The organism is Microbacterium sp. NPDC055903, assembly GCF_053615555.1.
Genome location: NZ_JBSHCA010000002.1, coordinates 782936 through 806609, shown reverse-complemented (window position 1 = coordinate 806609; position 23674 = coordinate 782936). Strand labels below are relative to the sequence as shown.

The following is a 23674-nucleotide window of genomic DNA, read 5'->3' as shown; positions in this document are numbered from 1 at the left end:
CCCGTGGTCACTCGTCTCTCCAACTTCTTCCTCCGTACGCTCCGCGAAGACCCGGCAGGCGCCGAAGTCGCGAGCCACAAGCTGCTGATCCGCGCCGGGTACATCCGACCGCAGGCCGCCGGCATCTTCGCCTGGCTGCCGCTGGGGCTGCGCGTGAAGGCGAAGATCGAGACGGTCATCCGCGAGGAGATGGCCGCCGCCGGTGCGCAGGAAGTGCACTTCCCTGCCCTCATGCCGCGCGAGGCCTATGAGGCGACCGGGCGGTGGGACGAGTACGGCGACCTGCTGTTCCGTCTGCAGGACCGCAAGGGCGGCGACTACCTGCTCGCCCCCACGCATGAGGAGGCCTTCACCGGGCTCGTCAAGGACCTCTACTCCTCGTACAAGGACCTCCCGCTCACGATCTACCAGATCCAGGACAAGTACCGCGACGAGGCGCGTCCTCGTGCCGGGCTCCTGCGTGGGCGTGAGTTCACGATGAAGGACGCCTACTCGTTCGATTCCTCGGATGCGGGACTCGAGGCGAGCTACCAGCTGCAGCGCGACGCCTACGAGCGCATCTTCCAGCGCCTCGGGCTCGAGTACGTCATCGTGCAGGCCGACGCCGGCGCGATGGGAGGATCCCGCAGCGAGGAGTTCCTGCACCCCACGCCGGTCGGCGAGGACACCTTCGTGCGCTCGGCCGGCGGCTACGCGGCCAATGTGGAGGCCTTCACGACGGCCACCCCTGCGCCGGTCGATTTCTCCGGTGTCGTCGAAGCGACGGTGTTCGACTCGCCGAACACGCCGACCATCGACACGCTCGTCGCGCACTCCAACGCAGTCCTCGACGGCGCGTACACCGCTGCGGACACGCTGAAGAACGTCGTCCTGGCGCTGACGCACCTGGACGGTACCCGCGAGCTCGTCGTCGTCGGCATTCCCGGTGACCGTGAGGTCGACGAGAAGCGCGCCGAGGTCGCCTTCGCGCCGGCCGAGGTCGAGACCGCGACTCCGGAGGACTTCGAGAAGCATCCCCTGCTCGTGAAGGGATACATCGGCCCGTGGTCGCCGACCGGAGCCGTCCTCGGTGAGGAGTCCGCGACCGGCATCCGCTACCTCGTCGACCCCCGCGTGAGCGAGGGCACGAGCTGGATCACCGGAGCGAACATCGACCAGAAGCACGCGCACTCCGTCGTCGCGGGGCGCGACTTCTTCGCCGACGGCGTGGTCGAGATCGCGAACGTGCGTGCCGGCGACCCTGCACCCGATGGATCCGGCCCGGTGGAGCTCGCCCGCGGAATGGAGATCGGGCACGTCTTCCAGCTCGGACGCAAGTACGCAGAAGCCCTCGGGCTCAAGGTGCTCGACGAGAACGGCAAGCTCGTCACGGTGACGATGGGCTCGTACGGCATCGGGGTCACGCGTATCCTCGCGATCATCGCCGAGCTCAACAACGACGACAAGGGTCTCATCTGGCCGGCGTCCGTCGCGCCGTTCGACGTGCACGTGGTCGCAGCCGGCCGTGATCAGATCGCCTTCGACGTCGCCGCGCAGGCCGCCGCCGACCTCGAGGCGGCGGGTCTGGACGTGCTCTACGACGACCGGCCGAAGGTCTCGCCCGGCGTGAAGTTCGGCGACGCGGAGCTCGTGGGCGTCCCGCGCGTCCTCGTCGTCGGCCGCGGCGCGGCCGACGGGCAGGTCGAGCTCTGGGATCGGCGTACGGGCGAGCGCGACAGCGTCGCCCTCGCCGAGGCGATCACACGGCTGACGGTCTGAGCGCGATGAGCGACGCGGTGCCGGAGCCGATGGACGCGGCGATCGATCGATTGGTCGAGGATGCGGGGATCACGGCGAACCGGTCGCTCATCCGCCGCATCCTCGGTGCCGGCGTCCTCCTCGGACAGGACGGCACCGAGCGTCTCAACCTCAAGATCGTGTCATCGGCGCTGGCGGAGATGCGCGATGCGTTCCGTCTGTTCCAGCCTTATGCGGACGTCTCCAAGGTCACCGTGTTCGGTTCCGCGCGTACGCGTCCCGAAGATCCGCTGTACGTGCAGGCCCGTGCGGTCGCCGCGAAGCTCGCCGACCGCGGCTGGATGGTCGTCACCGGCGCAGGCCCTGGCATCATGCAGGCCGCTGCGGAGGGTGCAGGAGATCAGATGGCCCTCGGCGTCTCGATCCGTCTGCCTTTCGAGGAGAAGCCGAACGCGGTCGTCGCGGAGAACGCGCACTCGGTCGAGATGAAGTACTTCTTCACGCGCAAGCTCATGCTCGTGAAGGAGTCCAGCGGATTCATCTGCCTGCCCGGAGGCTTCGGGACGATGGACGAGATGTTCGAGCTGCTGACCCTGCAGCAGACCGGCAAGGCGGAGCCGACGCCCATCGTGCTGCTCGACGAGCCGGGAGGCACGTTCTGGACGGGTCTGAAGCGATTCGTCGACGAGCAGCTGATCCCTACTGGCGTCATCTCCGCCGATGACTTCGACAGGGTCCTCGTCACGGATTCCGCGGAGGATGCGGTGGCGGAGATCACCGGTTTCTGGCGGAACTACCGCTCGCTGCGCTGGGTGGGCGATCTGCTCGTGCTGCGTCTTGCGCACGCTCCGACGGATGCCGAGATCGAGGCGTTGAACGAGCGCTTCGCGCCGTTGATCGCCTCGGGGCGCATCGAGCGGACGGATCCGCTCGCGGTCGAGGTCTCCGATCGCGACAGCATCGACCTGCCGCGTCTCGCCCTCCGCCTTCGGCAGCGGGAGGTCGGAGGCCTGTACCGCCTCATCGACGCGGTCAACGCGCTCGACTCAGCCCGCTGATCAGGCCTGTGCGCCGCGAGCGCGCTCGGTGGCAAGGATCGCTTCGGCGAAGCGGTCCAGATCGACGCGCTCGCCGAGGACTCGCTCGGCCGCGCGCAATCCCGAGTCGAACGCTCCGCTGACGGTCGCCGGGTCCTCGCCCCAGGTCGCCTCGCCGGCGATGTGCAGCACGCCCTCGACCGGATCGGCCAAGCCGTCGACGTCGTCGTGGGGTGCACCCGCTGCGAGGTACGAGTACGACCCCCGGGTGAAGCGCTCGTGGCCCCATCTGGTCACCCAGTGCGCGCTCGGCTCCGGGACGTCGCCGGCATACAGCGAGCGCAACGCAGCAACGACCTCGTCGACGATCACCTCGTCGGAGAGCTCCTGGATGCGCCGCCCGAAAGGGCCTGCAGCGAAGGTCAGCAGCGTAGGGGACCCGCTCACCGCGGAGACGTCGTACCAGGAGTGCCAGTGCTCACCGGCATCGCCGAGAGCGCGCAGGACGTAGCTGCCCTCGTCCCAGAAGCGCTCGGGGAACTGCAGGAAGATCTTGTTGAACACGCCCATGCCGAGCCTCTCGATCGGCCCGGCTGCCGAGGAGGGGAGCGCGGGGGAGAAGGCGATGTCTCCTGCCTTGAGCACACCGAGTGGCACCGTGAGGATCGTTTGCGCGGCGCGGAACGAGCCGCGGTCCGTGACGACGGTCACGCCATCGGGCGCATAGGCGATCGCGGTGACGACGTGCTCCCGTCGGATGTCCAGCCCCGCACCGATCCGGTGCGGGATCTCGTCGTAGCCACGGGGGAACACCACCTCGTCGCCGGAGATGGCGTCCTCATCGAGACCGTGCGCGTCGAGATCCCCGATCCACGCTCCGCACTGCTCCTCGACGCGGTGTCGGAAGAACTCGCGGATCTCGTCGATCCGTTCCGGGTCCAGCCCCGAGCGGTCGAGGGCGCGCTCGGTGACATCGAGATAGGTGGCACCGGGGACGGAGGCCGCGATCTCCTCCACGAGCAAAGCATCCGCATGCTCCACATTGGCGACCCACCGCGCGATGGCGTCGGCGTCCATGCGCCGGCCGTCGCCGGCGAAGTACTCCATCGGACGCCCGCCGGCCTGGAACGTGCCGACGGTGTATTCGAGGGTCGGTATCCCGAGGGCCTGGACCAGTTCCCAGATCGCGGCATCCTGGATGCCGTGGATCCACGAGGCCCCGCGATCGACCGGGAATCCGGCGGTTCGGTCGGTGTGCATGCGACCGCCGATCCTGTCGCGCGCCTCGAGCACGACGACGCGCTGCCCGGCATCCGACAGCGCCCTTGCGGCCGTCACGCCTGCGATGCCTGCACCGATCACGATGGTGTCGAACTCGAACATCCGTCCTCCTCGGGCTCGGGGCCTTCCACGAAAGCTCGCCTCGTGGCACGCCGCTTCAGGCACAGGGTATCGTTGTACGGATGCCGCGCGTGAGAACCTGCGCGGCGAGAGAGCTGAATAGGGAGGCCGTCATGGACATCGAACTGGGGCTGCTGCGCGGGATCGAGAAGGAGAAGGCGATTCCCTTCGACGAACTCGTCGCGATCATCGAGCAGGCCGTTCTCACCGCCTACGGCAAGCACATCTCCGCAGATGGCGCGATTCCGGAGGGCGTGCGCGTCGAGCTCGACCGCAGGACGGGGCACGTCGCCGTGCTCCAGCCCGTGACGGACGACGAAGGCGCTGTCATCGGAGAAGAGGATGCGACTCCCGACGACTTCGGACGAATCGCGGCCTTCGCCGCCAAGCAGGTCATCGGTCAGCGGCTGCGCGACATCGCCGACGACGCGGTGCTCGGCGAGTTCAAGGGCAAAGAAGGCGACATCGTCGCCGGTGTGATCCAGCAGGGGCCCAACCCCCGGATGATCCACGTCGACCTCGGCTCGGTCGAGGCGATCCTTCCCCCCGAGGAGCAGGTTCCCGGCGAGGACTACGCGCACGGCTCCCGCCTGCGGGTGTACGTCACGAGCGTCGCGAAGGGCCTCAAGGGGCCGCAGATCACCGTCTCGCGCACCCACCCTGGTCTCGTCCGCAAGCTGTTCGCGCTCGAAGTTCCTGAAATCGCCGGGGGACTCGTTGAGATCGTGTCGCTCGCGAGGGAGGCGGGGCACCGCACGAAGATCGCCGTGAAGGCGAACGACCCCTCGATCAACGCCAAGGGGGCGTGCATCGGCGAGCTCGGTCGTCGTGTGCGGGCCGTCACCGAGGAGCTGGCCGGCGAGAAGATCGACATCGTCGATCACGATCCGGACCTCGCGACGTTCGTCGCGAACGCCCTTTCGCCGGCGAAGGTGACGAGCGCTTTCGTGCTGGATGCCGGGACCAAGGCCGTCCGCGCCCTCGTGCCCGACTACCAGCTCTCGCTCGCGATCGGCAAGGAGGGGCAGAACGCCCGCCTCGCTGCGAAGCTCACCGGCGCCAAGATCGACATCCAGCCCGACAGCATCCTCGACGAGTGACCCTCGGGCCGTCCGTCGGCGCGGGGCGATCGCGTCCCGGTGCGGAGGTGTAAGATGGAACCTGTACGAACGTGCGTCGGATGCCGCGCACGTGCCTCCCGGTCCGTTCTTCTCAGAGTGGTCGCCCAGGACGGCGTCCTCGTCCCCGACGAGGCGGCCGTGCTTCCGGGGAGAGGCGCGTGGGTGCACCCGACGCAGGAGTGTCTGGACAAAGCCCTAGGGCGCCGGGCCTTCGCACGCGCGCTTCGTGTCTCAGCCGCGCTGGACACGCGGACCATCGAACAGTACCGCCCGAGAAACAAAGGCTGAACGGCTATGGAAACAAAGTGAACGGCTCGAAATGAGACCCGTCCGCGACTAGTGGTCTGCCCTGTCTGGGTGGACCGACCCAGACAGGAGAATTGTGGCTGCCAAACCACGTGTGCACGAGATCGCCGCTGAACTCGGCGTCGACAGCAAGTTCGCTCTCGCCAAGCTCAAGGAGCTGGGCGAGTTCGTGAAGAGTCCCTCTTCCACCATCGAGCCCCCGGTGGCGCGGAAGCTCCGCGCCGCGATCGAGGCCGATGGATCGGCCAAGCCGGCCGCAAAGCCCGCGGCCGCGCCGGTCAAGCCCAGCGCCCCGAAGCCCGCAGGCTCCGCGCCCACCCCGGGGCCGAAGCCCGGCCCTCGTCCCGCCCCCAAGGCGGAGGCGCCCGCACCCGAGCCCGCTCCGGCTGCGCCCGCACAGGAAGCCCCTGCTTCTCCCGAGAAGCCGGCCGCGAAGCCGGCGGACGGCGGCGCCCCGAAGCCCGGTGCTCCGCGCCCGGGCAACAACCCGTTCGCGTCCGCCCAGGGCATGGGCCAGCGTCCCGCCGGTCCGCGTCCGGGCAACAACCCGTTCGCGTCCGCCCAGGGCATGGGCCAGCGTCCGACGCCGGGCAACATCCCGCGTCCGCAGGCTCCGCGCCCCGGCGCTCCGCGTCCTGGTGCTCCGCGCCCCGGATCTCCTCGTCCCGGCGCTCCGCGCGGTGGACAGGGAGGCCGTCCCGGTGCTCCGTTCCAGCAGCGTCCAGGCGGTCCCGGTCGCCCAGGCGGTGCCGGTGGCGGCGGCTTCCAGCGCCCCGGCGGCGCTCCGGCCGGCGGCTTCGCCGGTCGCCCAGGCGGTGGCGGCGGTCGTGGTCGCGGCCCCGGCGGCGGTACGGCCGGAGCCTTCGGCAAGGGCGGCGGCAAGAGCAAGCAGCGCAAGTCGCGGCGGGCGAAGCGGCAAGAGTTCGAGATGCGGTCGGCGCCGGTCGTCGGCGGCGTCAACGTCTCCAAGGGCAACGGCGAGACGATCCGTCTGCGTCGCGGCGCATCGATCGCCGACTTCGCCGACAAGCTCGAGGCGCTGAGGGGCTACACCGTTCAGCCCGGAACCCTCGTCACGATCCTCTTCAACCTGGGCGAGATGGCCACGGCCACCGAGTCGCTCGATGAGGCCACGTTCGAGATCCTCGGCGAGGAGCTCGGCTACAAGATCCAGATGGTCTCGCCCGAGGACGAGGACAAGGAGCTCCTCGAGGGCTTCGGCCTCGACCTCGAGCAGGAGCTGCTCGATGAGGACGAGGACGACCTCGAGATCCGGCCTCCTGTGGTCACCGTCATGGGCCACGTCGACCACGGTAAGACGCGACTGCTCGACGCGATCCGTCAGACCAACGTCATCGAGGGCGAAGCCGGTGGCATCACCCAGCACATCGGTGCGTACCAGGTCTGGACCGAGCACGAGGGCATCGACCGCGCGATCACCTTCATCGACACCCCTGGTCACGAGGCGTTCACCGCCATGCGTGCCCGTGGTGCCCAGGTGACCGACCTCGCGATCCTCGTGGTCGCCGCCGACGACGGCATCATGCCGCAGACGGTCGAGGCGCTCAACCACGCCCAGGCGGCGAACGTGCCGATCGTGGTCGCGGTGAACAAGGTGGACAAGCCGGAGGCGAACCCCGCCAAGGTGCGTCAGCAGCTCACGGAGTACGGCCTGGTCGCCGAGGAGTACGGCGGAGACGTCATGTTCGTCGATGTCTCGGCACGTGCGGGCACCGGCATCCAGGAACTGCTCGACGCCGTCCTGCTGACCGCGGACGCGGGTCTCGACCTCACCGCCAACCCGAACAAGGCCGCTCGAGGCGTCGCCATCGAGGCGAAGCTCGACAAGGGCCGCGGTGCGGTCGCGACCGTGCTGATCCAGTCCGGAACGCTGCGCGTCGGCGATGCGATCGTCGCGGGAACGGCCTACGGCCGCGTCCGTGCGATGGCGGACGAGAACGGCGACGCGGTCGCGGAGGCGTTCCCGTCCCGCCCCGTGCAGGTGCAGGGTCTGAACTCCGTGCCCCGTGCCGGTGACGTGTTCATCGTCACCGAGGAGGACCGCATGGCGCGCCAGATCGCTGAGAAGCGCGAGGCGGTCGAGCGCAACGCCCAGCTGGCGAAGGCCCGCAAGCGCATCTCGCTCGAGGACTTCACCCGTGCCCTCGAAGAGGGCAAGGTCGAGACGCTCAACCTCATCATCAAGGGCGACGTGTCCGGTGCCGTCGAGGCGCTGGAGGAGTCGCTGCTCAAGATCGAGGTCGACGACTCCGTCCAGCTGCGGATCATCCACCGCGGTGTCGGTGCGGTCACCGAGTCCGACGTCAACCTGGCCACGATCGACAACGCCATCGTCATCGGCTTCAACGTCCGTCCGGACGCGAAGGCCCGCGAGGCGGCGTCCCGTGAGGGCGTGGACATCCGGTTCTACTCGGTGATCTACAACGCGATCGACGAGATCGAGAACTCCCTCAAGGGCATGCTCAAGCCGGAGTTCGAAGAGGTCCAGTCGGGCGTCGCCGAGATCCGCGAGGTGTTCCGCTCCTCGAAGTTCGGCAACATCGCCGGTGTCATCGTGCGATCGGGAACGATCACGCGCAACGCCAAGGCGCGCGTCATCCGCGATGGCGTCGTCATCGCGGACGGTCTCGCGATCGAGTCGCTGCGCCGCTTCAAGGACGACGTCACCGAGGTCCGCACGGACTTCGAGGCGGGTATCGGCCTGGGCAAGTACAACGACATCCAGATCGGCGACGAGATCGAGACGACAGAGATGGTCGAGAAGCCCCGCGGCTGATCGAGATCCGCAGATGAGGGGCGTCCGGACGGGCGCCCCTCATCCGTCACAAGGAGAAGGAAATGGCTGGAGAACGACAGGCACGCCTCGCGGACCGCATCCGCGTCATCCTTGCGGAGCGTCTCGAGAAGGGGCTGCGCGATCCGCGACTCGGATTCGTGACCATCACGGACGTCCGCGTCTCCGGGGACCTTCAGCACGCGTCGGTGTTCTACACCGTGCTCGGGTCTGAGGAGGAGCGCGTGTCCAGCGGCGCTGCGCTCACGTCGGCGACGGGGATGCTGCGCAGCGAGGTCGGGCGTCAGCTGAGCACCCGTCTTGTGCCGACCCTGGAGTTCATCCCCGACGCGCTGCCGGAGAACGCGGATCACATCACCGCGCTGCTGCGGGAAGCGCAGGAGCGCGACGCGGAAGTGGCGAAGCTCGCTTCCACCGCGACGCACGCGGGTGATGCGGATCCCTATCGCGCCGACGAGGAGACCGAGCAGGTCTGACGGGTACAGGTACCCTCGCCCCACCACGCCCTGGTTGCTAGCCTGACCGGCACTGCGGCTCGCCGCAGCGCTCGGGGGGAGCAGAACGTGGGTTATCTGGGGACCCGGCGCGGAGGACGCCCCGGCATGGGGGACGCCGTCGTCGATGATCTCGGCGTCGACATCACGCCGACGATCGACATGCTCGTCGCGGCAGGACATCCGGTCGCACCGCATGTCCTGAGGCGCGTGCACCGTGCGCTCGGCGACGACCGCATCGCGGTCGTCGAGATGGCGGCGGAGCTCGCACAGGAGCAGCGATCCGGTGTGCGCCCGCTGCCGGACCCTCTGCCGTGCACTGCGGGAGTCGAAGCTGCGTTCGCAGGCCTCCTGCTCGACGAGCGCGACCGCGAAGCGCTCCTCATCGTGGCGCTCTCCTCGCGAGACGAGAGCGCTCCGTTGCTGAGTGCGATCGGACGAGGCGCCGAGGAACTGCGCTCCTCTGCCCTCGCTGATCTCCTCGCGCTCGGTCCATCCGGCTTCGGGCTGCGCGATCCGCGGCTGGCCGTTTGGATCATCGATCGATCGGGTGAACGTGCGCGAGCGGCCGCCCATGAGCGGCTGAGCGCGGCCTTTGACGACGTCGGAGATCATCACGCTGCGGCGTGGCACGCGGCGCGGGCCGCGGCGCAGAAGGTGCCCTCGCTCGTGCCGACGCTGCTCTCGATCGCCAGAGCACGAGCGCTGCGCGGCGATGCCTACGCGGCCTTCCGAGTCGCATCCGAAGCGTTCCACCACGCTGCAGGCGGCGATGTCGATGCCGCACGCCTTCTCGCGGGAAGGACCGCGCTCGGGGCAGGGCTGATCGAGGAGGCGGCGGACTGGCTGGGGAGTCTGTGGGCTGCCGGGCCGGGTGCCGCACGCGAGGACGGTCTCGCGGCGCTCGTCGTCGCGGGGTCGATCCTCACCGGCTCGGTGCCCGTGCAGGACCCGTCGGCACGGCGTCCGCTCGGTGCGCAGCGTCGCGCGTGGCGTTCGTGGGGACGCACGGCCGCGATGGCGGCCATCATGTCCGCGGAGCGTCACGATACCGCGGCCATGCGGATCTGGTTGCGAGAGACGAGGGACGCGGATCGGCGGGCGGGTGCCGGTGGCGTCCTGCTGGATCAGGCGACGGCCCTGTGCGACGTCATGAGCGCTGAGCGACCGAGATCGGACGGCAGACCGGGGACGGCGATCCACGCCGTTGCCACGGGCATCTCCGCAGGACTGCACGGAGACGTCTCAGAAGGGCTGCGCCTGCTCGGAGCGGCCGACCCCGGAAACGAGCCGCTCATCGTCGGCTCGGAGCACAGCCCGCTCGCCGCCGCATATCGTGCCATCGCCGAGGTCCTGCTGCACTACTGGGAGGGCGACCTCGCGGCAGCACGGCGCCTGCTCCAGCACGCTGCGGAGGCGTATCCGGTTTCGCTGCCCTTCGCCGGGCTCGGCGTGCACCTGGCGCGCCGGCTCGACATCGCGATCCTGGGCGAAGAGGGCGCCCTGTCATCCGCGCTGGCCGCGGGGCTGCCGCAGAGCATCCGCCTCGACGCGCACCTGGACCGCTCCATCGAGGCCTACCTCGCCGGAGACGTCGAGCAGGCCGAGGCCCACGCCAGGCTCTGGTCCGACCTCGGTGCCGCGGCGCCGGTGTTCGGCGGGGGCGGGATCGTCGAGGTCGGGCCGCCTCAGGCCCCCGTGGTCCCCGAGGGGGAGGAGGCCGCACTCGCGAGAGTGCTCTGCCATCGGATCAGGGTGGTGGCAGCCGCATCATGGAACCACGAATACGCCGCGATCGCGGAACAGACACGGCGCGTGCGGTCGCCGTTCCTCCGCGGCCGGGTGGAGGCGCTGCTCGGCACCACCTGCGCGATCCGGGGCGATCCGGCCGCGGGCCGCAGGCATCTGCTGCTGGCGCGGAATCTCTTCGAGGACGCCGGCGCGGACGCCTGGCGGGCATCCGCGGACGCACGCCTGGAGCGCCTTGCAGACGAGCACGACGCCGCGGCGGCTGCGGTGCCCGATCCGCTCGCAGCATGTCGCGCGGTCTGGGCCGAACTCCTCACGGAGCGCGAGCTGCAGGTGGCCATGCTGATCGTCAGCGGAGCCGCGAACAAGGATGTCGCCGAGACGCTGGGCGTCTCCGTGCGGACGGTCGAGGTCCACGTCGGGAGGATCTTTGACAAGCTGGGAGTGCGCAAGCGCGTCGAGTTGACCGCGCTCGCGCACCGAACCAATCGCTTCGTCTGAGCCTCACGAAGGCAGTGCGAGGACGCCGTCGATGGCCTCGGCGAGGCCGTCGGCGATGAGCGAGTCCACCGCCCGGTCCCGTTGGGCGGAGTCCGGCCAGTCGGGGATGATGCGAGCGAGCGGGACGCCGGCCCCCGCCTCGCGGAGGGCCCGCAGGATCGCCCCGCGCGCCTGCCGGTCCGAGCCCTCGTACTTCGCCTGCTTCCGGCGCGTGTCCTCGCCATCGGGGCGTCCGGAGGCGAGCCAGCGGCACGACGCGGCGAGCGGGCAGCCGTCGCAGAGCGGGACGCGCGCCGTGCAGACCACGGCGCCGAGTTCCATCATGGCTGCGTTGAACAGGGCGGAGTCGGCGTCGGATGCGGGCAGGAGAGCCGACATGGCATCCAGATCCCGTCGCGAGGGAGGGCCCGGCTGCGCTGCTCCCTCCACGGCCCTGGCGATCACCCGGCGGGTGTTCGTGTCGACGACGGGGTGCCGATCGCCGTAGGCGAAGACCGCGACGGCTCGTGCGGTGTAATCGCCGATGCCGGGGAGAGCGAGCAGATCGGGCACGTCTCGGGGGACGACTCCGCCGTGACGGAGCGTGATCTCCCTCGCCGCCGCATGCAGCCAGAGCGCCCGCCGCGGGTAACCGAGATTGGCCCACTGCGTCACCACCTCCGCAGGCGACGCCGCCGCGAGATCGGCCGGAGTCGGCCAGCGCTCCAACCACGCCTCCAGATGCGGGATGACCCTCGCCACCGGTGTCTGCTGCAGCATGAACTCGCTGACCAGCGTGCCCCAGGCGGCGTATCGGCGGTGGAAGTCCTCGGTGCGCCAGGGGAGATCCCTCGCAGAAGAGAGGTACCACGCCGAGACCGCGGTCAGCGGCGATGCGGATGAAGCGGCGGCGGGCACCACGTCAGCCTAGACGCCGTCTCTGGTCGGGGACGCACAGCGGATCGGTAGGCTGGGGGAATGGTCTCATCAGGCATCCTGCTCGTCGACAAGCCGGGAGGCCTGACCAGTCACGACGTCGTGGCGCGCACACGGCGCGCCTTCGGTACCCGCAAGGTCGGCCATGCGGGCACCCTCGATCCGATGGCCACCGGGCTCCTCGTCATCGGCATCGAGGCGGCCACGCGGCTTCTCACCTACGTGGTCGGCGCGGACAAGACGTACATCGCCACCATCAGGCTCGGACAGAGCACGACGACGGACGACGCCGAGGGGGAGCAGGTGTCGGCCGTCGACGCCTCGGCCGTCGCCGAAGCCGCGGTCGATGCAGGGATCGCCGCGCTCACCGGGCGGATCTCCCAGGTGCCGAGCGCCGTGTCCGCGATCAAGGTCGACGGCCGTCGCGCGTACGACCGGGTGCGCGCGGGGGAGCACGTCGAGCTCGCGGCGCGCGAGGTCACGATCTCGCGCTTCGAGGTCCTCGAGCGACGTGGGGGCGACGGCATCCTCGATCTCGACGTGATCGTGGACTGCTCCTCGGGCACATACATCCGGGCGCTCGCGCGTGATCTCGGCGCTTCGCTCGGCGTCGGCGGACATCTCACGGCGTTGCGACGGACGCGAGTCGGGCCCTTCGACGTGGCGGATGCGGTGTCGATCGACGCGCTCGAAGGCGCCACCGTCGTCGCCCCGGCCGTCGCAGCGAGCGCCATCATCCCGCGTCTGGAGGTCAGCGCGGAAGAGGCGCAGGACCTGCGCCATGGCAAGCGTCTGCCTGGGGCGGCTGAGCGTCTCGGCGGCGCTCGCGCCGCAGCGATCGATCCCGACGGCGCACTGATCGGCATCGTCGAACGACGCGGGCAGGACGTCAAGAGCGCCATGAACATGCCGGAGGGCGCCTCATGATCCTCTGGTTCACGATTGTGCAGATCGCCGTCGCCGTCGCCGCGGCGCTCGTGTGCCTCACGGCGGGATTCGCGGGTCGCCGACCGAGCGACCTCACGGTCGGCTCGCTCGCGCTGATCGAACTGCTCCTCGTGGTGCAGATCGTCGTCGCGATCGTCGCGCCGCTGACGGGGAACCCTCCGACCGGCGATCTGCTGGAGTACTGGGTGTACCTCGTCTCTGCAGCGCTGCTGCCCGTCGGCGGCGTGATCTGGGCTCTGCTGGAGCGCAGTCGGTGGAGCACGGTCATCCTCGGTGTCGTGGCGATCGCCATCGCGATCATGGTCTGGCGGATGCACGTGATCTGGACGATCCAGCTCGCCTGATCCTGTGCGTCGCCGCGTGACCGCGCACGGCGTCGACCGCTCCGGGACGGTCCTAAACTGGAAGGCGCTATGAGCAACACCGTCACACGCGCCAGGATGACCGGAATCGGCCGGGTCCTCGTGATCGTCTACGCCGTCATGGCGCTGGCTGCGACCGGCCGCAGCTTCGTGCAGATCGTCCAGCGGTTCGACGAGGCCCCGCTCAGCTATGGCCTGTCGGCCGGTGCGGCCGTCGTGTACGTGCTCGCCACGCTTGCGCTCGTGCTCTCAGGACGCCGTGGCTGGTATGCCGTCGCCTGGATCGCGATCGTCTTCGAGCTCTCCGGCGTCCTCGTGGTCGGTACCCTCAGCGTGCTGCTGCCCGAGCTGTTCCAGCACCAGACGGTGTGGTCGCTGTACGGGCAGGGCTACCTGTTCATCCCCTTGGTGCTCCCTATCGCGGGCATCTGGTGGCTGCGCACCCATCGTCCGCGAAAGGACGCGGCATGATCGTCTTCCGCGACCCCGCCGAGATCCCCGCGGACTTCGGCCCTTCCGTCGTCGCGATCGGCAAGTTCGACGGCGTGCACGCCGGACATCGCGCCGTGATCGCCCGCCTGCTCGAAGAGGCGAAGCGCTCCGGCGCGCGCGCCGTCGCCGTCACGTTCGACCGCAACCCGCTCGCCGTGCTCCGTCCTGAGCGCTGCCCGGAGAACGTCGTCGATACCGAGCGCAAGCTCGAGCTCCTCGGAGAGCTCGACGTCGACGCCGTCCTCGTCCTGACGTTCGACGCGGAGATGGCCGCGCGAGAGGCGACGGCGTTCGTGGAGAAGATCCTCGTCGACGCGCTCCACGTGAGCACCGTGCTCGTCGGGAAGGATTTCCGGTTCGGCAGGGGCGGGGCGGGAAACCCCGAGCTGCTGCGCGAGCTCGGACCGCGATTCGGCTTCGGCGTCGAGATCGTCGACGACGTCTACCTGCCCGGGTCGGAGCGTCGCGTCTCGTCGAGCTGGATCCGCGAGCTGCTCGCCGAAGGCGATGTGACCACCGCTGCCGGCGTGCTCGGACGCCCTGTCGACGTGCGCGGAGAGGTGGTCCACGGGCTCAAGCGCGGGAGGGAGCTCGGCTTCCCGACGGCGAACCTCTCGGAGACCGTCGATGCGATGGTGCCCGCCGACGGCGTGTACGCGGGGTGGCTGACCGATCACGACACCGGCGCGACGTACCCTGCGGCGGTATCGGTCGGCACGAATCCGACCTTCGACGACGTGCCGGTCCGACAGGTCGAAGCGCATCTGCTCGACGTCGACGGTCTGGATCTCTACGGGCACGACGTCTCCGTGCGGTTCACGTCCCGGTTGCGCGGCATGGTCGCCTTCGAGGGCGTCGAGACACTCAAGGAGCAGATCGCCGCTGATGTCCGTGACGCCAGGGTGGTGCTGGCGCTGGGAGGGACGACCCGCTGAGCGCCTTGCAGCGAACTCCTGTCCGCGATGGCGTAAAATGTCCTCAGGCTCAGCCGGCGTCCTGTATCCGAGGGACCCGGCCGGAGCCGCAGATACACGTCCGCACGGTCCTGGCTGGCGCCACACGCGGATTTCGAGAACGGCCCCGACGCCCGTTGGAGCGTTGGGGGATTCACGCTCAGGAGGAGCATGCCGACTACGGCGACCGCTGGTACACGGCGCAGGAAGACGTCCCGTCGAGAAGACGAGGCGCCGCTGATCCCGATCCTCGCGCGCAAGGTCCGCGAAGTGGAGGCGAAGGCGCAGCGCGGGAAGCTCGGGCCGACGAACAGGGTGAAGTTCCAGGTCATCGCGTTCCTCGTGCGAGAAGAGCGCGCACGGGTCAAGGCGGATGCCGAGATCGCGGATTCCGCACGCGCCGAGCTTCTCAAGCGCCTCGACGGCGTCGCCACGATCCTGGCGAAGACCGCTGCGCGGGACACCTCGCTGATCCAGCTCCTCGAGGCCGACTCGGCAACCTCTCCGGTGGCCAGGCGCATGCGCAGGGACTGGTTGCTCGAGTCCGGGGCCGAGCTCGCACCGGAAGAGCTCATCATCGCGGATGCCGCACCGGTCGTCCAGGTTCCCACGGTGGTGCCCGCTGCGGCGGCGGAGCGGCAGGTGACGCCTCCGTCGGTCGAGTCCCGCCAGCTCGCCAACCCTTTCCTCGCCCCCGATCTCACCCCCCGCGCTGCGTCGACTCCTCGTCGACGCCTCGACGGGTGGGAGCTGATGGGGCCGCTGTACAAGGCGTTCGAGACCGGAGCCGGGGGAGCATCCGCCACGATGGAGCTCCCGCCGACGCCCGAGTTCGACCATGTCTCGCCCAAGGGGCTGGAGATCATGGCGCATCAGTCTCGTTTCATCGAGGCGGTGCGCTCCGGTCACCGCAGCTTCCTCCTGGCCGACGAGCCCGGTCTCGGAAAGACGGCTCAGTCGGTGCTCGCCGCATCGGTGGCCGGGGCCTACCCGCTGCTCGCCGTGGTGCCCAACGTCGTGAAGATGAACTGGGCCCGTGAGGTGGAGCGCTGGACGCCGCAGCGCCGCGCGACCGTGATCCAGGGCGACGGAGCCGATATCGACGCCTTCGCCGACGTCTTCATCGTCAATTACGAGATCCTCGACCGTCATCTGTCGTGGCTGGGCTCGATCGGTCTGCGCGGAATGGTGGTCGATGAGGCGCACTTCATCAAGAACCTCACCTCCCAGCGCTCCCAGAACGTACTGGCTCTGGCGTCGAGGGTGCGGGCGCAGACTCCCGGTGGCGACCCGCTCATGCTCGCCCTCACCGGCACGCCCCTCATCAACGACGTCGAGGACTTCGATGCCATCTGGCGCTTCCTCGGATGGACAACGGGTGACAAGCCCGGCCCGGAGCTCATGGAGAAGCTCGACGCGACCGGCTTCACTCCTGCGGACAAGGCTTTCTACGCCGAGGCGCGCGATGCGGTGATCTCGATGGGCATCGTCCGGCGCAAGAAGAAGGATGTCGCGGCGGATCTCCCGGACAAGCTCATCGCAGATCTTCCGGTCCAGCTGGACGACGAGTACGGACGGGGCATCCGGCAGGCGGAGCGGGAGCTCGGGGAGCGCCTGGCCGCGAAGTACCGCCGGATCATCGAGGCCCGCGGCGACCGCGGGCTCGCACCCGGTGAGATCGACGACGACATCGTCCGCCTGGTGGCGCACAACGAGCTCGAGGAGTCCAAGGCCGCCGGCACCGGGGGAGACAACGTCTTCACGATGGTGCGCCGGATCGGTCAGGCCAAGGCGCAGCTGGCCGCGGACTACGCGGCGCAGCTGCAGCGCTCGGTCGGCAAGGTGGTCTTCTTCGCGAAGCACATCGATGTGATGGATCAGGCGGAGGCGCATTTCGCGGCATCCGGCATCCGCTATGTCTCGATCCGCGGCGATCAGACCACGCCGGCCCGCCAGCAGGCCATCGACGACTTCAACGGCGAGGAGGGCGTCGGGATCGCGGTCTGCTCGCTCACCGCCGCCGGCGTCGGTCTCAACCTGCAGGCGGCGTCGAACGTCGTGCTCGCCGAGCTCAGCTGGACCGCCGCCGAGCAGACGCAGGCGATCGATCGCGTGCACCGGATCGGTCAGGACGAGCCTGTCACGGCGTGGCGGATCATCGCCGCGCACACCATCGACACGAAGATCGCCGAGCTCATCGATCAGAAGCAGGGCCTGGCGGCGCGCGCGCTGGACGGCGAGGCGATCGACGAGACGGCGAGCGAGTCGGTGCAGCTCGCGGCCCTCATGCACCTGCTTCGCGAGGCGCTGGGCGGCGAGTAAGGCTGCAAAGAATGCAGGTTCTTCAAGCTCAGGGGTCTCTGTTCGACGCGATCTGAGCCAAGATCGCCGAGATTGCTGTTTCTCGGAGATAAGAAGCGTGGTTTTCAACGCATCGAATGGCTTCTCCCGTCGTGGGGCGCTAGGGTCGGAGGCGGGCAGCGTCGCCTCATCCCCCTCTCCCGAACGCGTGAAGGCAGCAGCATGAAGATCGGCATCCTCACCTCCGGCGGCGACTGCCCCGGGCTCAACGCGGTCATCCGCGGCATCGTCCTCAAGGGCACGACGACCTACGATCTGGAGTTCGTCGGCATCAGGGACGGCTGGCGCGGCGTCGTGGAGGGCGACTTCATGCCGCTCACCCGCCACGAGGTGAAGGGCCTTTCCAAGGTAGGCGGAACCATCCTGGGTACCAGCAGGACGAACCCCTACGAGGGCGAGCGAGGCGGCGCCGAGAACATCGCCAAGACGCTCTACGGTCACAAGATCGATGGCATCGTCGCGATCGGCGGCGAGGGAACCCTCGCGGCGGCCGATCGCCTGGCGAAGGACGGCATCAAGGTGCTCGGCGTGCCGAAGACCATCGACAACGACCTCCAGGCGACGGACTACTCCTTCGGCTTCGACACCGCGGTGAACATCGCCACCGACGCGATGGACAGGCTCCGCACGACGGGCGACTCGCACCAGCGCTGCATGGTGGCGGAGGTCATGGGACGCCATGTGGGCTGGATCGCCCTGCACGCCGGTATGGCCGCCGGCGCCCACGTCATCTGCATCCCCGAGGTGCCCATGTCCATCGACGAGATCGCCGCTCTCGTGACGAGCGCATACGACCGCGGGCGCGCCCCGCTCGTCGTCGTCTCCGAGGGCTTCAAGCTCAAGGGCATGGACGAGGCATACAGCGACAAGGGCATGGATGCTTTCAACCGTCCGCGCCTCGGCGGAATCGGCGACCAGCTCGCGCCCGAGATCGAGCGGATCACCGGCATCGAGACCCGTGCGACGATCCTCGGTCACATCCAGCGCGGCGGTTCGCCGTCGGCGTTCGACCGCGTCCTCGCGACCCGCCTCGGCCTGCACGCCGCCGATGCGATCGTCGACGGTGCGTGGGGTCAGATGGTGGCCATGCAGGGAACCGACATCGTGCGAGTTCCCTTCGCCGATGCGCTGGGCGAGCTGCACACGGTGCCGCGCTACCGCTACGACGAGGCCGCCGCGCTCTTCGGCTGAGACAGCGGGCGGGCCGGTCACGATTCGGGCGGGTCTGCCGGGTCGAATCGGCCGTTCGTGCGACAGGCCGAGCGGGCCGGTCACAACTGCGGCGGGCACACCCAGCGGGGACCGGTGTTTCGCGTGACCGATCCGCGACCGGTGCGGCGGCGGATCTCGGCGGGTCAGTCGCGGCCGGGCCGCCAGCCGGCGTCGATGAGGGCTCTGCTGACCTTGTCGACAGCGACCTGCGGATCCGGATAGAGATGATGGCTGAGAATCCGCACGGTACGCCAACCCGCGTTGAGGATCTCCTCCCACCGGTCAGCATTGCGGGCGAACTGTGCGTCGTCGAAGGCATGCCCACGACCGTCGTACTCACCGGCCACCCGGTAGCGCCGCCAGGCGAGGTCCAATCGTGCGACGAAGCGTCCGTCTTCGAGGCGCAGCTCTTCGTTGAGCGTCGGATGCGGGAGGCCGGCACGCGTCAGGACGAGTCTGAGTCTGGTCTCGCCGGGGCTCTCCGATCCGACGCGGATCTCGGAGAGGGCCCCGCGCAGCGGCGCATTCCCGAGGGGGACGGCGAGGATCTCCTCCTCTAGATCGGCGAGCGTGATTAGCTTCCGTCGCGGAAGGACCAGATGATCACCCGCGGCGATCACGTCGTCGATCGGCCACTCCGCGGCCGCTTGTCGCCAGAGTCGTGCCGGATGCTCGATGGGCAGACCCCTGGCTCGCCAGCGACGCGGAGCGCGCTCGGCCAGGCGATGCCCGATCGTGCCGGCTCTGCGCGGCTTCCCGGCCGGATGCCTGGCGGCGACATGGAGTTGCAGACGATCCGCTGACGTGTAGGGAATGGGTGCGCCGAGGATGGCGAGGCCCGTGCTGCCGCTGTAGAACTGATCCGGCGTGAGCGCGGGAGCGAACTCGAGCGCTCGGGTGATCAGGTCCTCCGCGAGGCGCTGCATGCGCTGAGACGGTGACTCGGGCGCGCCCGGCTCTTCCGCGGCCTCGACATGACGGACGCGCACGCCCCGCGTGGGAATGCGGAGGTCTTTGGCGCGCAGCCGGGATCGGCTCACCCCCTGCTCCAGGGCTTCGCCGACGCCGAAGGGCCGGTCGTGCAGGTGGGCGGGAAGCGGATGCGGGCGCGACATGGCATCCATCCCACTCCATCGGGACCCTCCAAAACGGCGGACCGCGACGATGCGTGCCCATGCTCACCTGTGCAGGACCAGTCGCCGGTCACGCCTTCGGCGGGTTGTGGGCCGGCAGGTGTGCGCTGACGCGACCACCTTCGCGTCCGGTCACAGCATCCGCGGCATCCATGCCGACGGACCCGCACGAAGCGTGACCGAACCGGCGATCGACCTCAGGGAAGGCGCCGAGCGGGCGCGACGCCCTCCGACGTAACCGGGCTGCTCGCCCTCCGGCGGAACCGGACTACTCGCCCAGGCCGAGCACGTCCAGCATCCATGCCAGCTCGAACGCCCGCTCGCGCCAGGAGTTGTACCGCCCGCTCACGCCTCCGTGCCCGGCCACCATCTCGCACTTCAGGAGCACGTCGGACGCACCGGCGTCGCGCAGGCGTGCCACCCACTTCGCCGGCTCCACGTAGTAGACGCGGGTGTCGTTGAGCGAGGTCATCGCCAGGATCCGTGGGTAGGCGACACCGTCGCGGACGTTCTCATAGGGGGAGTACGTCTTCATGTACGCGTACACATCGGCGTCGTGCAGCGGATCGCCCCACTCGTCCCATTCGATGACCGTGAGCGGCAGCGAGGGGTCGAGGATCGTCGTCAGCGCATCCACGAAGGGGACGGACGCGAGGACGCCGGCGAAGAGCTCTGGCGCCAGGTTCGCCACGGCACCCATCAGCAGCCCGCCCGCACTGCCGCCCTCGGCGACCAGCAGCGAGGGGGAGGTCACCCCGGTCTGGACCAGGTGTGCGGCGACGGCGACGAAGTCGGTGAAGCTGTTGCGCTTGTGCAGGAGCTTGCCGTCCTCGTACCACTGCCTGCCCATCTCGCCCCCGCCGCGCACATGCGCGACCGCGAAGACGACGCCGCGGTCGAGCTCGCTCAGGCGCGCCACGGAGAAACCGGGGTCGATGGAGTGCTCGTACGAGCCGTAGCCGTACAGGTGCACGGGGCGCTCCGCATCGCCCGGCGCGCCGAACGAGCGCTTCCAGACGAGCGAGATCGGCACCCTCGTACCGTCGGACGCCTCGGCCCACGCCCGCTCCTGGCCGTATTCCGCAGGGTCGTAGGCGCCGAGGACGGGCTGCTGCTTGCGCAGCAGGAGCTCGCGCGTTCCGAGATCCAGGTCGTAGACGGTGCCGGGGGTGACGAACGAGCCGTAGCCGAGGCGGAGGAAGGGCGAGTGCCACTCGGGGTTGCCGCTGACGCCCGCCGAGTAGAGCGGCTCGTCGAAGGCCAGCTCATCGACGGCGCTCGTGCCGTAGTCGAGCAGACCGATCCGCTCCAGCCCCTCGCGGCGGTATTCCAGCGTCGCGAAGTCGCGGAAGGCATCCATGCCGAGCAGGCGCCGCCCAGGCAGGTGCGGAACCACCACGCGCTGTTCGCCCTGCGGATCGGATGCCGGTACGGAGACGAGCTCGAAGTCCAGCGCGTCGCGATTGTGCAGGATGAACAGACGGTCCTCGCCCTCGACGACGGCGTGCTCCAGCGAGTACTCCACGCCCTCGGTGCGAGGCCAGACGAGGGCCGGCGCCGCGGTGATGTCGCCGTGGAGATCGATCAGGTGCTCTTCGCTCGTGATGCTCGAGCCCAGGCCGATCACGAGATACCGGCGGCTCCTGGTGATACCGGCGCCCAGCCAGAACTTCTCATCCGGCTCGTGGAAGAGCACGACGTCTTCGGTGACGGGCGTGCCGAGCCGGTGCAGCCAGAGCGTGTCCGGCCGCCAGGCATCGTCCATCGTGGTGTAGACGATCCCAGTGCCGTCCGGCGTGAAGAACGCGCCGCCGGTGTTGGGGATCTCGTCGGTGAGCTTCTCGCCGGTGACGAGGTCCCTGACGTGGACCGTGTAGCGCTCGTCGCCCTCGAAATCCGTCGACCACAGCAGCCGCGTTGCGTCGTCCGTCGTCGCGAAGGCGCCGAGCGAGAAGAACTCGTGTCCCTCCGCTTCCGCGTTGCCGTCGAGCAGTATCTCCTCGCCAGGGACGGGTGCCCCCGACTCGAGCACGGGCGGTGTCCAGTCGTCCTCACGCGCCGCGGCACGGCAGTGGATGCCGTACTGCGCGCCCTCCTCCGTGCGGCTGTAGTACCACCAACCGCCTCGCCTGGTCGGGACGGAGAGATCCGTCTCCTGGACGCGTCCGCGGATCTCCTCGAAGATCCGCTCGCGCAGCGGGGCGAGCCGGGCCGTCGCCTCATCGGTGTAGGCGTTCTCCGCCTCGAGGTGTGCGATGACCTCGGCGGAGTCCTTGTCCCTCAGCCACTCGTAGGGGTCCTCGAAGACGTCGCCGTGATGGGTGCGGAGGTGGGTGCGCCGAGCGGCGCGAGGAGCTGCAGTCACCCTCCTACGCTATCCCGGGCCGAGTTGACCAGCGCCCAGGAGGGTGGGAGGATTTTCCGGGGCCGGTTAACGGAAGTAAAACCCACGGTGAACTCTTCGTTCACCACGCCGATCACGTCGGCATCTCCCTCTTCCTCAACGACCGAAAGCGAACGGTGGAAACCGCAGCCCTCATCGTCGTGCTGGTGATCCTGCTGGCACTCTTCTTCGACTTCACCAACGGCTTCCACGACACCGCGAACGCGATGGCGACGCCCATCGCGACGGGTGCCCTCAAGCCGAAGACCGCCGTCCTGCTCGCGGCCGTCCTGAACCTCGTCGGTGCGTTCCTGTCCACCGAGGTCTCCAAGACGATCTCGGGTGGCATCATCCGAGAGGATGCGATCGCGGATGCCGGTGCCGAGCTCTTCCTCGCCCTGATCTTCGCAGGCCTCATCGGCGCCATCACCTGGAACATGCTCACGTGGCTGCTCGGGCTGCCCTCGAGCTCCTCGCACGCCCTGTTCGGCGGCCTGATCGGCGCGACCCTGGTCGGTGCGGGCCTCGGCGGCATCGACTTCGGGATGGTGCTGTCGAAGATCGTCCTTCCCGCGCTGATCGCGCCGCTGACGGCCGGCATCATCGCCTTCGCGGCCACCAAGCTCGCGTATTCGATCACCCGACGGTACGACAACAAGCCGGACGGACGAGACGGCTTCCGCTGGGGGCAGATCTTCACCTCCTCGCTCGTCGCGCTGGCCCACGGCACGAACGACGCGCAGAAGACCATGGGCGTGATCACGCTCGCCCTCATCACGATCGGCTGGCAGTCGAGCGCCCACCATGAGCCGGAGTTCTGGGTCATCTTCGCGTGTGCGTTCACCATCGCCCTCGGCACGTACCTCGGCGGGTGGCGGATCATCCGCACCCTCGGCAAGGGGCTCACCGAGGTCAAGCCTGCGCAGGGCTTCGCGGCGGAGAGCTCGACAGCCGCGACGATCCTCGCCTCCAGCGCCCTCGGCTTCGCGCTGTCGACCACCCAGGTGGCATCGGGCTCCGTGATCGGCTCCGGTCTCGGCCGTCGCGGATCCTCCGTGCGGTGGCGCACCGCCGGTCGGATCGCCATCGGCTGGCTGCTGACCCTTCCCGCCGCAGGAGCGGTCGGGGCCTTCGCCGCGCTGCTCGTGCTCTGGCTCGGGACATGGGGCGTCGCCATCGACGCCGTCCTCGCCGTCGTGATCATCCTCGGGCTCTTCCTCCGCTCCCGCCGCAATGCGGTCACCCACGCCAACGCCATGAGCGATGTCGCAGAGTCCGGCCTCGCCGTGGACCTTCCCGACAGCCCTCCGCCGACGCGGCGCCAGCAGCGCATCGAGGCCGCGCGCGAGGCGCGCAAGGCGAAGAAGCAGAAGAAGGGGGAGAGCGCATGAACGTCTCCATCGACTGGCTCGCCTTCCTGCAGGTCTTCGCGGCGGCCCTGATCGGCGCGACGGCCGTGGTCACCTTCTACGCGCTGGGGCTCCGTCTCCTCGTGCGCAGCGGACATGCGCCGGTGGTCAGCCCCGCAGAGTTCACCGACGCGATCACGGTCATCAGCGAGAAGGAGCTGAAGCGGGCCGAGAAGCAGGCGGCCAAGGCGGCGAAGAAGAGCCCCTTGACCGAAGCGCAGAGGCGCGTCTCCCTCTACGGCGCGTACGGATGCTTCGCCCTGTGCGCCGCGGCCGTCGTCGCCGGCATCCTCATCATCGTCATCGGTCACTGACGGCGTCCCTCACCGACGCACGACGCCTCGA

Annotated in this window: 19 protein-coding genes; 15 read left to right on the top strand and 4 right to left on the bottom strand. The window is 69.2% G+C overall.

Features of this window, described 5'->3' with window-relative positions:
- The first annotated feature begins 3 nt into the window (after window positions 1–3).
- Entirely contained in the window at window positions 4–1758 is a 1755-nt protein-coding gene (locus ACWGJP_RS13345) for a proline--tRNA ligase (RefSeq protein ID WP_452330262.1), read from the top strand.
- Between the two features lie 5 nt (window positions 1759–1763).
- Window positions 1764–2795, top strand: coding sequence for an LOG family protein (locus ACWGJP_RS13340; protein WP_452330261.1), 1032 nt, complete (start codon window positions 1764–1766; stop codon window positions 2793–2795).
- Here the strand turns inward: ACWGJP_RS13340 and ACWGJP_RS13335 are convergent, their stop codons facing one another.
- Window positions 2796–4157 carry a flavin monoamine oxidase family protein gene (locus ACWGJP_RS13335; RefSeq protein ID WP_452330260.1) on the bottom strand — a complete coding sequence of 454 codons (1362 nt, stop codon included), beginning with the start codon at window positions 4155–4157 and terminating at the stop codon, window positions 2796–2798.
- A 131-nt stretch (window positions 4158–4288) separates the two neighbouring features.
- Here ACWGJP_RS13335 and nusA point away from each other — a divergent pair, with 131 nt between their 5' ends.
- The 5 genes from nusA (at window position 4289) to ACWGJP_RS13310 (ending at window position 11161) form a co-directional block, all read left to right on the top strand.
- Window positions 4289–5275: a transcription termination factor NusA gene (gene nusA / locus ACWGJP_RS13330; protein WP_452330259.1), complete on the top strand. Its 987-nt coding sequence runs from the start codon at window positions 4289–4291 to the stop codon at window positions 5273–5275.
- Window positions 5276–5329: 54 nt separating this feature from the next.
- Entirely contained in the window at window positions 5330–5584 is a 255-nt protein-coding gene (locus tag ACWGJP_RS13325) for a YlxR family protein (protein ID WP_452330258.1), read from the top strand.
- Window positions 5585–5678: 94 nt separating this feature from the next.
- Window positions 5679–8399, top strand: coding sequence for a translation initiation factor IF-2 (gene infB, locus ACWGJP_RS13320; protein ID WP_452330257.1), 2721 nt, complete (start codon window positions 5679–5681; stop codon window positions 8397–8399).
- 62 nt (window positions 8400–8461) lie between these two features.
- Window positions 8462–8893 (top strand): 30S ribosome-binding factor RbfA, encoded by a 432-nt coding sequence (rbfA, locus tag ACWGJP_RS13315; RefSeq protein WP_452330256.1) that lies wholly within the window; start codon window positions 8462–8464, stop codon window positions 8891–8893.
- Between the two features lie 126 nt (window positions 8894–9019).
- Window positions 9020–11161: a LuxR C-terminal-related transcriptional regulator gene (locus tag ACWGJP_RS13310; RefSeq protein ID WP_452330255.1), complete on the top strand. Its 2142-nt coding sequence runs from the start codon at window positions 9020–9022 to the stop codon at window positions 11159–11161.
- Between the two features lie 3 nt (window positions 11162–11164).
- On the opposite strand, the gene ACWGJP_RS13305 is transcribed toward ACWGJP_RS13310, so the two are convergent.
- Complete coding sequence (locus ACWGJP_RS13305; RefSeq protein ID WP_452330254.1) at window positions 11165–12058, bottom strand: A/G-specific adenine glycosylase; 894 nt, start codon at window positions 12056–12058, stop codon at window positions 11165–11167.
- A 60-nt stretch (window positions 12059–12118) separates the two neighbouring features.
- Here ACWGJP_RS13305 and truB point away from each other — a divergent pair, with 60 nt between their 5' ends.
- The 6 genes from truB (at window position 12119) to ACWGJP_RS13275 (ending at window position 18383) form a co-directional block, all read left to right on the top strand.
- Window positions 12119–13003 carry a tRNA pseudouridine(55) synthase TruB gene (truB, locus tag ACWGJP_RS13300; protein ID WP_452330253.1) on the top strand — a complete coding sequence of 295 codons (885 nt, stop codon included), beginning with the start codon at window positions 12119–12121 and terminating at the stop codon, window positions 13001–13003.
- Window positions 13000–13368 (top strand): hypothetical protein, encoded by a 369-nt coding sequence (locus tag ACWGJP_RS13295; protein WP_452330252.1) that lies wholly within the window; start codon window positions 13000–13002, stop codon window positions 13366–13368. Before truB ends, ACWGJP_RS13295 begins: the two co-directional genes overlap by 4 nt.
- 69 nt (window positions 13369–13437) lie before the next feature.
- On the top strand, window positions 13438–13857 hold the full coding sequence (locus ACWGJP_RS13290; RefSeq protein WP_452330251.1) for a hypothetical protein: 420 nt from the start codon (window positions 13438–13440) through the stop codon (window positions 13855–13857).
- A complete protein-coding gene (locus ACWGJP_RS13285) occupies window positions 13854–14813 on the top strand; it encodes a bifunctional riboflavin kinase/FAD synthetase (protein ID WP_452330250.1) in 960 nt (319 codons plus the stop codon). Before ACWGJP_RS13290 ends, ACWGJP_RS13285 begins: the two co-directional genes overlap by 4 nt.
- Window positions 14814–15002: 189 nt before the next feature.
- Window positions 15003–17153, top strand: coding sequence for a DEAD/DEAH box helicase (locus tag ACWGJP_RS13280; protein WP_452330249.1), 2151 nt, complete (start codon window positions 15003–15005; stop codon window positions 17151–17153).
- A gap of 201 nt (window positions 17154–17354) precedes the next feature.
- Entirely contained in the window at window positions 17355–18383 is a 1029-nt protein-coding gene (locus tag ACWGJP_RS13275; RefSeq protein WP_452330248.1) for a 6-phosphofructokinase, read from the top strand.
- A gap of 164 nt (window positions 18384–18547) precedes the next feature.
- Here the strand turns inward: ACWGJP_RS13275 and ACWGJP_RS13270 are convergent, their stop codons facing one another.
- Window positions 18548–19528, bottom strand: a complete 981-nt coding sequence (locus ACWGJP_RS13270) for a hypothetical protein (RefSeq protein ID WP_452330247.1) — start codon at window positions 19526–19528, stop codon at window positions 18548–18550.
- Between the two features lie 277 nt (window positions 19529–19805).
- On the bottom strand, window positions 19806–21902 hold the full coding sequence (locus tag ACWGJP_RS13265; RefSeq protein ID WP_452330246.1) for a S9 family peptidase: 2097 nt from the start codon (window positions 21900–21902) through the stop codon (window positions 19806–19808).
- A gap of 155 nt (window positions 21903–22057) precedes the next feature.
- Here ACWGJP_RS13265 and ACWGJP_RS13260 point away from each other — a divergent pair, with 155 nt between their 5' ends.
- The gene (locus tag ACWGJP_RS13260) at window positions 22058–23311 is read left to right on the top strand and encodes an anion permease (RefSeq protein WP_452330245.1); all 1254 of its coding nucleotides are present in this window, start codon (window positions 22058–22060) and stop codon (window positions 23309–23311) included.
- Window positions 23308–23643, top strand: a complete 336-nt coding sequence (locus tag ACWGJP_RS13255; RefSeq protein WP_452330244.1) for a peptidase — start codon at window positions 23308–23310, stop codon at window positions 23641–23643. Before ACWGJP_RS13260 ends, ACWGJP_RS13255 begins: the two co-directional genes overlap by 4 nt.
- Window positions 23644–23674 lie beyond the last annotated feature (31 nt).